The sequence below is a fragment of the Anaerovorax sp. IOR16 genome (assembly GCF_017168145.1).
GTDB lineage: Bacteria > Bacillota > Clostridia > Peptostreptococcales > Anaerovoracaceae > IOR16.
The window spans coordinates 1-12,018 of record NZ_JADQTL010000002.1; the positions used below are offsets into that span (position 1 = coordinate 1).

The following is a 12,018-nucleotide window of genomic DNA, read 5'->3' on the forward strand; positions in this document are numbered from 1 at the left end:
ATTCACCATGGTCTAAAATAGGTTCAGAGACGTGGATGCCCTCTGGGGAATTAGTTATAGTAATCGATATAGATTTTTCATTTCCCAGTATTTCATATGCTTGACTTTTTCCTGTAACTGAATGTTTTGATATGTTTTTATAAGTTACTTGTTGATTATTAAAAATATTTTGATAAAGCTTCATTGCAATTGGTGATATTTCATTCGTTATTTCTTTGCTGGTGAACGATTCCTCCGTTTTTATATCAGAATCATTTAAAACAGCAAAAGAGTTTTGTTGATTGATCATTTCTACAATTTCAAGTATTTTTTCTTCACTGCAGCGGTTGAATTCTTCAGCCGTACCCGAATATGCAATACTTCTTGATGGTTGCGCAGAAAGCGTTTGCAGCGAACGATCAGACGAAAGAGTTCCCTCTTGTACTATGCTTTTTTTAGGCATTTCACTCATATCATTTCTGTCTTTCTGAGTAATTGGTGTTTGATCATTTTCTGCAATCTTTTCATTTGTAATCGCTCCCAATGCCATTTCTTGCTTTATTTCATCTTCTTCTAATTCTTCTAAATTCTCTTCTTGAATAGTACCATATTTTTCATCAGCTTCTTCAAGTACTTGATCTGTTTCTTTATTATTATAATCCTTTAATGATAGATTTGCAGGCATAGCTAAGTTTCCGTCCTTTAAGAAGAGGACAGAAATGAACCCTACAAAGAATACTGCAGCAACTGCACTCCAGCGTTTCAAAACTGTAATCTTTTTTCTCTTTTTCTCAATTTGAAGCGCATGTTTCAATCTCGAATTAAATTCATCCGGTACAGGAATCGGAGGAAGATCATGAAGTAAGTCTATGATTTCATTTAACTGTTCATCCTGATTTTTTGAAAGAATTGATTCATCAAAATCATTTTTAATTGTCATTTTTATTCCTCCTTCCTTTTTCTTTTTATATGTATATTTAGACGAAATTTTTTTCATTATGTTCCATAATAACTTGTTTTAATCGTTTCCTTGCACGATTGATTCTTGATTTAACCGTTCCTATCGAGCAATCTAATATTTCCGTTAATTCCTGATACGAGAATCCTTGAATATCACGTAAGACAATAATTTCTTTTTGATCCGGATGTAACGTTTCGATACAATCGAGCAAAAACTGAGATTTTTCTTTACGCTCCAAAGCTTCCCATGGAGTCGGCCCGGGATCCGGTACCTTAACAATAGGTTCTTCTTCCTCTTTCTCATAGATTGTGGTCACAATTTTAAGATTGCTGTTTTTTCTTAACATATCATTGCATGTATTGACTACAATACGATAGACCCACGTATCAAAGCTACTTTCACCTTTAAATTTCCCTAAATGGCGAAAAACCTTAATAAAACTTTCCTGCAAGGCATCCAAAGCATCCTGCTCATTACGCATATATCGCCATGCAATATTATAAGCCTTTGTTTTGCAGCCCTCTATGAGCAATTCAAAACTCGTCTCATCGCCGGTCTTTGCCCGCGTAATTAGCTCCTTCTCCCTTTTGTCCACCTTTAAACTTCTCCATTTTCCCAATCAATTATTTAATAAAATCACAAGCTGCGTTTAATCCATATGCGGACTTTGCCGTTAAAACAGCTCGATTAATTGCTTTCGCCATAACCTCCGTTGCCAATGCCCCAACTGCATCCGGAAGTACTTCCACTTCACCCGTTGCCAATGCAAAGACGGTATCTCCATCGGCCATAGTATGAACTGGACGGATGGATCTTGCTAATCCATTTTGTGCAATTGAAGCCAGTTTATTTGTCTGTGACTTTGTTAATCTTGCATTTGTTACAATACATCCGATTGTTGTATTTCCGTTAAATATATTCCGGTTTTCTTCATATTGCGCATACATAATTTCTTCAGTATTTCCAATTGTCTTATGATCTTCACTTAAAATACCGGCCAATCGTTTGCCAGTATTCAAATCAATTATATCACCCAAAGCATTGACAGCTACAATAGCAGCAACCTGCAATCTTCCAATTTGAACAGCATAGGTACCGAGTCCGCTTTTCATCATATTCGCCGGTCCAAGGAATTTACCGACTGTAGCGCCAGTTCCTGCACCTACATTGCCTTCTTTCGGAGTATCTTTTGATGCATTTTTACATGCTTCATAGCCCATTGCCTTATCCGGTCTGCACTTTGGATCGCCAACGACTAAATCAAACAAGGAAGCACCACAAACAATCGGGACATACCCAACTTGTACATCAAAGCCCTTGCCCTGTTCTTCTAAATACTGCATCGCACCTCCTGCAGCATCCAGTCCATAAGCACTGCCCCCGCTCAACATGACTCCATGAATCTGTTCAATCATATTAATCGGTTTTAAGAGCTCCGTTTCTCTGGATGCCGGGCCTCCGCCTCTTACATCCACTCCGGCGTAAGCACCATCTTCACATAGAATAACAGTACATCCTGTCCCACCAGCTTCATTTTGCGCATGCCCTACTTTAATCCCTTTAATACTCGTTATGCTAATCTCATTCATTATTCCTTCCCTCGCAATGCATGTTTCAGTAAAACCATCGAAGTTACTGTGCCAACACCACCGGGAACCGGAGTAATCGCAGAAACGTACTCGTTTACTGATTCAAAATCCACATCACCACACATACCTTCTTGGGTAAAATTAATTCCAACATCAATGACCGTTGAATCACTCTTAAAATACTCTTTACCAAAAAATTTTGGTTTTCCAATACCTGTAATTACAATATCCGCTTGAGAAGTCATGCGAATCAAATCTTCTGTTTTTGAATGACAAATCGTAACGGTTGCATCTTCTTCTAAAAGCAGCAATGCTAATGGTTTACCAAGAACCATACTTCGATTTACAATCACAACATGTTTACTTTTTAGAGGAATGTCATAAAATTTTAAAAGTTCCATAACAGCTTCCGGTGTACAAGGAGCAATGCGTGTAAGATCACCCAAAAGTAGTTTTTTCAAATTTAAGGGATTCATACAGTCAATGTCTCTTTCCGCAGAAATCGCTTCACCTATAATACGTTCATCCAAGTGTTTTGGAAGAGGTCGAAAAATTAAGATTCCTAGAACGCTGTCCTGTTTATCGTAATGTGTGATTTCTTTTATAAAATCATCCTGCGTAATACTTTCCGCTAAAGAAACTACTTTCGTACCCAGCCCGATTTCCCTGCAATTTTTAAGAATCCTTTGTTCATAAGAAATATCATCCGGATTATTTCCAAGTCGAAATATAACAATTTTCGAATCTGAATTTTTTTGATTTAATTTTTTACATTGCTCACTTAAATCATTTTTAATTTGTGCTGCAGCTTTTGCTCCTTCTAATTTCATAGTCCCTCCTGCAATCGATTTTCTACATACATATAAATTTCATCTGCCAAAGAGGTCCCTTCTTCCACCAGATGGTTCATTTTATTTTTATATACTGCTTTTTTTTCTATATCATTAAGTAGGTTTAAATTAATTTGTACATTTAGCTTTGCACCTAAAATTGCTGCTCTCAAACAGGCAGCACCTACGCCGGCATCACTTAAAACCAATGCACTGCCTTTTAGTGCATATTCTTTCATTAGAACAAGTGCTTTATTTGCCTCTTCTAAAAGTTCCATTGGTGCTTCAATAGCAAAAATCAATGCCTCTTGAAGTTTCTTATTTTTAATTTCTTTTTCTACTTGTGTTCCAGCTGGCAAACCATATGCGTCAGCCAAAGGTGCAAATGCAGATGCATCTTTTTGTACTAAAAGTTCCAAGTGCTCTAACAATTCTTTGGAGGCGTTCAGCAATGACTTCATTTCTTCTTCTACCGCAGCATACTTTTGTTTTCCTACGGTAAGGTTACCAACCATCATTCCCAATGCCATACCAATGGATCCAACCAATGCGGAAGCGCCACCACCACCTGGCACTGGTTTTTTGGATGATAAATTTTCTATAAATTCTATACAACTGCTGTCTAACATGATGCCTCCTTATATTTAAAACAATCCGGTAATGGTTCCATCTGCACTGATATCAATACGTTCCGCTGCCGGACGTTTCGGAAGTCCAGGCATAGTCATAATATTTCCTGTTAAAACAACTAAAAAGCCAGCTCCAGCTGAAACTCGGACTTCTCTCACTGTAATATCAAAATCTTCTGGTCTGCCTAATTTTTTCGGATCATCCGATAATGAATATTGTGTCTTTGCAATACAAACAGGAAGTTTATCAAAACCAAATTTCTCAAGCTGCTCAATATTTTTTTGTGCATCTTCTGTAATGCAAATTCCTTTTGCTCCATAAACTTTTTTTGCAATCGCCTCAATCTTTTCTGATATAGAAGCATTTGCATCGTAAGCAAATTGAAAGTGATTTTCTTCCGTTTCCATCATAGAAAGAACTTCCTCTGCTAATGCAAGACCACCTTCTCCGCCTTTTGCCCATACCTCAGACAATACTGCTTTTACTCCAATTTTTTTACAATCTTCTTCTATACAAATCAATTCTTTCTCCGTATCGGTTGGGAAACGATTGATTGCAACTACCGCAGGTAAACCATAAACTTGCTTCATATTTTCTACGTGTTTTAAAAGGTTTTTAATTCCTGCTTTGAGTGCTGAAATATCTTCTTCATTTATATTTTCCTTAGGGCATCCGCCATGAAGCTTTAAAGCACGTGCCGTAGCAACAACAACAATTGCATCCGGATGAATTCCGCAGCTTCTACACTTGATATCCAAGAATTTTTCTGCTCCAAGGTCCGCACCAAATCCAGCCTCAGTAATTACATAGTCTCCAAGCTTTAAAGCTATTTTTGTTGCAATGACACTATTACATCCATGTGCAATGTTTGCAAACGGACCACCATGAACTAAAGTAGGCGTATGCTCTAGGGTCTGTACTAAATTTGGTAAAATAGCTTCCTTCATTAAAGCTGCAACCGCACCTTGACCATGTATTTGATTTACCGTAATCGGATTCCCGTCCATATCATATGCAACAAGAATTCGACCGACTCTTTCTTTAAAGTCTTCTAAATCTTCTGCTAAACATAAAATTGCCATAATCTCTGACGCGGCTGTAATATCAAAACCATCCGATCTAGGTACCCCATTCGCTTTACCGCCGAGCCCATCTTGTACATAACGAAGCTGACGATCATTCATATCCATGCATCTCTTCCAAACAACTCGATTGGAATCTATATTTAATTCATTTCCTTGATGAATGTGATTGTCTACTAATGCAGCAATTAAATTGTTCGCTGTTGTAACCGCATGAAGATCTCCTGTAAAATGCAAATTCAGCTCTTCCATAGGAACGACTTGCGCATAACCGCCGCCTGCAGCTCCGCCTTTGATTCCAAAAACAGGTCCCAAGGATGGCTCTCTTACTGCAATGACCGTTTTCTTTTCCATTCTTTGCAGCGCATCACCAAGACCCACTGTTGTAGTCGTTTTTCCTTCACCTGCAGAGGTTGGATTGATTGCAGTTACTAAAATCAATTTTCCATTCTGCTTATTCTTCGAAGCATTGATGCGATGGCAATCTAATTTTGCCTTATATTTACCATAACCCAGCAAATCATCTTCTGTAAGCTCTAGCTTTTTCGCAATTTCCGCTACAGGTTTCATTACTGCTTCCTGTGCAATTTCAAGATCACTTTTATAATTCATTTTCCCCTCCCATGCAATAACCATAATACATTTATTTTACAGTTTTTTGTCTTAAAAAGCAAAACAAAAAATAGAAAATCCCGAATGTGTCGTCAGGCCAATAATTCACGCCCTATCTCATGATAGGTGGGTTATCTGTTCCGAACCGCTGCCTTCCACTCAAAGGAGGCTTGACATTAGTATCGAAAACTCGAAGTCCCGTGAACAAATTGTAGGTTAAATTACATAACCTTAACGAACACCTCAGGATCCTACTTTTATTATATTTTATCTAAGAAAAATTATGCAGTTCATCTGAAATCTTTCTTGACTCTAGTATAGCAGATTTTGCGTGAAAATCAACTATTCCTAAAGAATTTAGCTGTCCAATTTCAGGTAAATTGGAAAAAATCACAACTTTCGTTATTTAATAAACTAACGTTATTCATATAAATCAATCGTACAATTTGTATAAACTTTTTGAACGTCATCATTGTCTTCTAATATGTCAATCATTTTTTTCAAATTTTTAATATCATGTTCTTCTGTTGGTGTTGCTTCAATAGATGGCACTAATTCAATATCCGCTTCTACAAATTCATATCCTGCATTTTTTAATGCATCACATACATCATTAAATGCATCGGTTGAAGTTTGAATCTCAAAACTGTCATCATAAGTAGCCATATCATCCATGCCTGCTTCTAATGCAGCTTCCATCAATTCATCTTCGTCAGTGGAGTCTGTTTTTTCAATGGTAATGATTCCTTTTCTGTCAAACATATAAGAAACGCAACCAGGAACACCCAAATTACCGCTGTATTTATCAAATGCGTGCTTAATTGCTGCTGTTGTTCTGTTTTTATTATCTGTCAAAACATCAACGATAACTGCAACACCACCTGCACCATATCCTTCAAAACTTCCGTTTTCATATGACTCTCCAGCCAATTCGCCGGTACCTTTTTTAATCGCTCTATTAATATTATCATTCGGCATATTAATGCTTTTTGCTTTTTCAATGGCATGCTTCAAAGAAACATTGTAATCAGGATCTCCTCCAGCCTTTGCTGCAACGGTAATTGCTCTTGCATATTTTGTAAAGACAGCAGCTCTCTTTGAATCCTGAGCGGCTTTTCTGCCTGCGATTGTTCCATGTCTACCCATGATCTTCCTCCTCTTTGGTTTTTCGCTACAGGACATTATACCACAAGCTTCCGTTAAAAAAAAATCAAAATTTATTTTTTTTAATGTTTTTTCTATCCAATACGTTCAATAGAGTTCTCATCCACCAAATCATCTTCTGTTTTTTCCATATTACGAAAAGCGGTTGCCATCATTAGCTTAATACGGTTCAACTGATTGACATCACTTGCTCCCGGATCATAATCAATTGCCGCTATGTTCGCCATCGGATGATAATTTCTCAATGCTTTCAACATGCCTTTTCCGGTCACATGATTTGGTAGACAAGCAAATGGCTGCAGGCAAACGATATTTTCTACTCCACTGTCGAGCAGTTCTACCATTTCCCCGGTAAGCAGCCAGCCCTCTCCGCATTGATTACCAAGAGATGTAATTTTTTGTGCTTTTTCTGCCATTTCTTTGATATACAATGGGCCATGAAAACGCCTGCTTGCATTTAAAATTTTTCGAGCAGGTGAACGTAACCATTCAATCAATTTAATACCAATCATTCCTAAAAGCATTGATTTATAAGAACCATTCAAGTAATGATAATTAAATTCTTTGCTGTACATACCATACAAGAAGAAATCAATCAAATCCAAAACGACAGCTTCGCCGCCTTCAGACTCAATAATACCTACAATATCATTGTTCGCCGTCGGATGATATTTTACTAAAATTTCTCCTACCACCCCTACCTTCGGTTTTTTCATATTATAAAGCGGAAGATTGTCAAATTCACTTACCATCATACTTAAATTTTTTCTAAACTTTGAAATGCTCCCTTTCACTATGTTTTCTTTCGCAATCTTAGACCATTTCTCATAAAGAGCATTTGCAGATCCTTTCACCTTTTCATAGGGTCTTGTTGCATAAAGAACACGCATCAATACATCTCCATAAACCAAACCCATTCCTGCACGCTTAAGAATGCCTGGAGTAAATTGAAATCCAGGATTTTTTTCCAGTCCGGAAATATTCGCAGATACCACCGGCACTTGTTCCATTTTTAAATCCAGCAATGCCTTTCTTAAAAGAGAGATATAATTGCTTGCACGACATTGCCCGCCAGTTTGGGAAAGAACCACTGCTGTTTTATTCAAATCATATTTTCCTGATTTTAAAGCATTAATAATTTGACCTAAGGTTACAATGGTTGGATAGCACGCATCATTATTTACATATTTTAATCCTTCCTCTACCGCATGCTTATCAACCGATGGAAGTAACTCCACCTTATAGCCACCATACCCCATAGCTTCTTCTAAAAATTGAAAATGAATCGGAGACATTTGAGGAAGTAAAATGGTATAATCTTTTTTCATAGATTTCGTAAATATTTTTCTCTCAAAAGCTTGTTCTTCCATACTATGTCTAATATGATTTTTTGTACGTTCCTCCATCGCTGCTTTCAAAGATCGTATACGTATTTTAGCAGCACCTAAATTTGTACCTTCATCAATTTTTAAAGCCGTATATAACTTATTTTTTATTTTTAAAAGTTCTTCCACTTCATCCGTCGTGACAGCATCCAATCCGCATCCAAAACTTGTAAGCTGAATCAATTCTATGTCATCGTTTCTTCCTGCAACCTCTGCGGCTTTATAAAGTCTCGAATGATACATCCATTGATCCAAAATTCGAATCGGGCGATAAAGGTTTGTAAAATGAGAAACAGAATCCTCTGTTAACACAGCCATACCAAAGGAAGTAATTAATTGATCAATTCCATGATTAATTTCAGGGTCCAAATGATAAGGTCGTCCTGCTAATATGATTGCTTTTTTATTATGAGATTTAATATATTTAATTGCATAGGCACCTTGCCGTTTGATATCATCCTTAAAACGTTTGTCTTCCTTTCTCGCTTCTTTCACTGCTTTTCGAATTTCCTCCATTCCCAAATTCAAATCTCTTAAAATGGTATAGAGTCTTCGAAGCAAACGTTCATCATTATCATACGGTAAAAATGGATGAGAAAAATATACACCTTTTTCTTTGAATATATCATCCATATTGTTTGCAATGACTTCTGGATAGGTTCCTACAATCGGACAATTATAGTGATTTGGCGCCTTTGGATCTTCATTTCGTTCATAATTAATATTCGGATAGAAAATCCATTTTACTCCTTGATTCACTAACCATTTTATATGACCATGAACCATTTTAGCAGGATAGCAAACGGTATCTGAAGAAATCGATTCCATACCCATCTCGTAAAGATGTTTTGAGGATTTTGGTGAAAGTACTACACTAAATCCTAACTGTGTAAAAAAAGTAAACCAAAACGGATAGTTCTCATGCATGTTTAGTACACGTGGAATTCCTACTGTTCCCCTTGGTGCATATTCCTCAGAAAGAGGCGTATATGAAAACAGCCTTTTATACTTATATTCAAAAAGGTTTGGAAGGCTGGAATGCTGCATCTCTTTTCCAGCGCCCTTCTCACAACGATTACCGGTTATGAATTTGGCACCGTCATTGAATTTATTTATGGTTAGCAGACAATTGTTTTCACATCCATTACAACGCGTATGAGTATTTGTTACAGTAAAACAATTCATTTGATCCAAGCCGATAATAGTAGATTCGGTACCTGCAACGTAATTTTCCTTTGCAATTAATGCAGCACCAAATGCTCCCATAAGTCCGGCAATGTCCGGCCGAACAACTTCTTTTCCCATTATCTTTTCAATGCTGCGAAGGACTGCATTGTTTAAGAAAGTACCACCCTGAACAACAATTTTATCGCCAGCTTCTTGTGTATCCCGCAGCTTAATTACTTTATATAATGCGTTCTTAATGACCGAGTACGAAAGTCCAGCTGAAATATCACCAATCGTAGCCCCTTCTTTTTGTGCTTGTTTCACCTTCGAATTCATAAAAACAGTACACCGAGTTCCCAAATCAACTGGTTCTTTTGCAAATAAAGCCTCATTAGCGAAAGATTCGACTTCCATATTTACCGATTTCGAATAAGTTTCAATGAAAGATCCACATCCTGAAGAACAAGCTTCATTTAACATAATATTATAAATGGCATTGTCCTTTATCTTCATGCATTTCATATCTTGGCCACCAATATCCAAGATAAATTCCACACCCGGCAAAAACTCCTGTGCCGCCTTATAATGCGCCATCGTTTCAATTTCGCCCATATCAATGCCAAAAGCAGCTTTTATCAGTCCCTCACCATATCCGGTAACGGTAGAGTTTGCAATGTAAGCACTGTCCGGAAGCTTCTCATAAATTTCACGCAGCAAACGCAACGTTGCTTCGAGAGGCTTTCCTTCATTATTCTTATAAAAAGAATAAAGCAGGTTTTTATCTTCATCAATCAAAGCTGCCTTCGTTGTGGTAGAACCAGCGTCAATTCCCAAATACAATCTTCCTCTTGCTTTTAAAAGATCTCTTCTTTTTATTTTATTTCGATCATGGCGTTCTTTAAACTCTTTAAAATCATTAAAATTCTTAAATAGCGGTGTTAAATGCTTGGTCTCTGACAAGCTATTTTGACCGTTTTTTTCCATTCGATTTAAAATAGCTTTTAAGGAAATCGTTTCATTTTTTGCAGACAAAATTGCAGCACCTATTGCAACATAATATTTTGAATCGTCCGGAAAAATAATATGCTCTTCTTTTAAGTTTAAAGTCTCAATAAAACGTCTTCGAAGCTCAGATAAGAAGGATAGAGGTCCGCCCAAAAAAGCAACGTTACCTTCAATGCTTCTTCCGCAGGCCAACCCGCCAATCGTTTGGTTTACAACGGCCTGGAAAATAGAAGCAGCCAAATCCTCTCGGCTTGCCCCTTCATTAATTAAAGGCTGAATGTCTGTCTTTGCAAAAACACCACAACGAGCTGCAATCGGATAAATCAGTTTATGATTCGTTGCAGCAGTATTTAAGCCTTGTGCATCGGTATTTAATAAAATAGCCATTTGATCTATAAATGCACCTGTCCCACCCGCACAAGTTCCATTCATGCGTTGCTCAGTGGTATTCCCATAAAATGTAATTTTTGCATCCTCACCACCGAGCTCAATTGCAACATCCGTTTCTGGAATAAAAGTTTCGACAGCTTTGCTGCAAGCAATCACCTCTTGCTCAAATGGAATACCAATCACATTTGCAAGTGCGAGACCTCCTGAACCGGTAATGCATACGGTTGGATGAATATCCGGCATTTCCTGATGTAAAAATCGCAAAAGTTCCTGTACCTTATCAAAGACATTCGACATATGTCTTTCATAACGGCGAAAGATAACATTCTTTTGCTCTCCTAATAGCACCACTTTTACGGTTGTGGATCCCACATCAATTCCCAATTTCATAAATGACTCCGTTCCTCCTATGTAAACCGCCATTTTGTCAGTAAATTTTAAAAAAGTATCAGTTTCTTCATATATATATATGATTGAGTATTATACCACAAACATGATTTAAAAAATAGCCATTCCTTTTCAACACTTTTTCTGAAAATGCAATTTTTCTTGTAAAAATAAGTAATTTCAAAAAGAATCGTTTCAAAACATGATACTTTGCTATATAATATTCTTATTATGAAAAGTACTATTAAAAGAAAAACTTATGCGGCAATTTATCGATTGCTTGATCGAGTCAGCCCCCTTTCCGAGGACTGCGGCACATTATGTCAAGCAGCCTGCTGTACCTGCGGTGGAGACAGCAGTACAGAAAATGGATTGGATTTTGATATGGGTATTTATCTGCTTCCTGGAGAAGAAAAGCTGTTTACTAGAAAGGAAACCTGGCTGAAATGGAGTGTAGAAAATGCAGAGGATTATGATTTCCCAGACTCATGGTATGGTAAAATATATTTTGTTCGTTGCAACTGTGCGCCACATTGTCCAAGAGAAAAGAGACCGCTTCAATGTCGTTTTTTTCCATTGGCACCTCATTTAACAGATGAAGATGAATTGGTACTTATCCATTCCGACGCAGAACTCCCATATACATGCCCACTCATTTCTAAAAACGTAGAGCTTACTCCTTCGTTTCTCAAGGCAACCTATACGGTTTGGAAACGATTGATTCAAGACCCTTTGATTTATGATTTAGTAAAATGGGATTCTTGTATAAGAGAAGAAATTTCTATTATGTATCAAAAATAAAAAGAATCTTAATCGACAACAAAATATGTTGTCGAA

Annotated in this window: 9 protein-coding genes and 1 other RNA gene; 1 reads left to right on the forward strand and 9 read right to left on the reverse strand. The window is 37.1% G+C overall.

The window, feature by feature from the left end; genetic code table 11:
- The 9 genes from I2490_RS00290 to I2490_RS00330 form a co-directional block, all read right to left on the reverse strand.
- On the reverse strand, positions 1-919 hold a 919-nt coding region (locus I2490_RS00290), incomplete at its 3' end, for a hypothetical protein (RefSeq protein ID WP_206457792.1).
- A 37-nt stretch (positions 920-956) separates the two neighbouring features.
- Complete coding sequence (locus I2490_RS00295; protein ID WP_206457793.1) at positions 957-1,535, reverse strand: RNA polymerase sigma factor; 579 nt, start codon at positions 1,533-1,535, stop codon at positions 957-959.
- 28 nt (positions 1,536-1,563) lie between these two features.
- A complete protein-coding gene (locus I2490_RS00300) occupies positions 1,564-2,529 on the reverse strand; it encodes a P1 family peptidase (RefSeq protein WP_206457794.1) in 966 nt (321 codons plus the stop codon).
- Positions 2,529-3,359 carry a bifunctional 5,10-methylenetetrahydrofolate dehydrogenase/5,10-methenyltetrahydrofolate cyclohydrolase gene (locus I2490_RS00305; protein WP_206457795.1) on the reverse strand — a complete coding sequence of 277 codons (831 nt, stop codon included), beginning with the start codon at positions 3,357-3,359 and terminating at the stop codon, positions 2,529-2,531. Before I2490_RS00305 ends, I2490_RS00300 begins: the two co-directional genes overlap by 1 nt.
- On the reverse strand, positions 3,356-3,988 hold the full coding sequence (locus I2490_RS00310; protein WP_206457796.1) for a cyclodeaminase/cyclohydrolase family protein: 633 nt from the start codon (positions 3,986-3,988) through the stop codon (positions 3,356-3,358). Before I2490_RS00310 ends, I2490_RS00305 begins: the two co-directional genes overlap by 4 nt.
- Positions 3,989-4,003: 15 nt before the next feature.
- Positions 4,004-5,683: a formate--tetrahydrofolate ligase gene (locus I2490_RS00315; protein WP_206457797.1), complete on the reverse strand. Its 1,680-nt coding sequence runs from the start codon at positions 5,681-5,683 to the stop codon at positions 4,004-4,006.
- 73 nt (positions 5,684-5,756) lie between these two features.
- Positions 5,757-5,936, reverse strand: a non-coding RNA gene (gene ssrS, locus I2490_RS00320) — 6S RNA.
- 167 nt (positions 5,937-6,103) lie between these two features.
- On the reverse strand, positions 6,104-6,829 hold the full coding sequence (locus tag I2490_RS00325) for a YebC/PmpR family DNA-binding transcriptional regulator (protein WP_206457798.1): 726 nt from the start codon (positions 6,827-6,829) through the stop codon (positions 6,104-6,106).
- A gap of 92 nt (positions 6,830-6,921) precedes the next feature.
- Positions 6,922-11,184, reverse strand: a complete 4,263-nt coding sequence (locus I2490_RS00330) for a 2-hydroxyacyl-CoA dehydratase (RefSeq protein WP_206457799.1) — start codon at positions 11,182-11,184, stop codon at positions 6,922-6,924.
- Positions 11,185-11,412: 228 nt separating this feature from the next.
- Here I2490_RS00330 and I2490_RS00335 point away from each other — a divergent pair, with 228 nt between their 5' ends.
- Positions 11,413-11,982, forward strand: coding sequence for a hypothetical protein (locus I2490_RS00335; protein WP_206457800.1), 570 nt, complete (start codon positions 11,413-11,415; stop codon positions 11,980-11,982).
- Positions 11,983-12,018: the final 36 nt, after the last annotated feature.

Bases quoted from the DNA above. Each gene is read 5' to 3' on its own strand.
- I2490_RS00310 (WP_206457796.1), bottom strand. From the start codon at position 3,988: ATGTTAGACAGCAGTTGTATAGAATTTATAGAAAATTTATCATCCAAA.
- I2490_RS00315 (WP_206457797.1), bottom strand. From the start codon at position 5,683: ATGAATTATAAAAGTGATCTTGAAATTGCACAGGAAGCAGTAATGAAA.
- I2490_RS00335 (WP_206457800.1), top strand. From the start codon at position 11,413: ATGAAAAGTACTATTAAAAGAAAAACTTATGCGGCAATTTATCGATTG.
- I2490_RS00305 (WP_206457795.1), bottom strand. From the start codon at position 3,359: ATGAAATTAGAAGGAGCAAAAGCTGCAGCACAAATTAAAAATGATTTA.
- I2490_RS00325 (WP_206457798.1), bottom strand. From the start codon at position 6,829: ATGGGTAGACATGGAACAATCGCAGGCAGAAAAGCCGCTCAGGATTCA.
- I2490_RS00330 (WP_206457799.1), bottom strand. From the start codon at position 11,184: ATGAAATTGGGAATTGATGTGGGATCCACAACCGTAAAAGTGGTGCTA.
- I2490_RS00300 (WP_206457794.1), bottom strand. From the start codon at position 2,529: ATGAATGAGATTAGCATAACGAGTATTAAAGGGATTAAAGTAGGGCAT.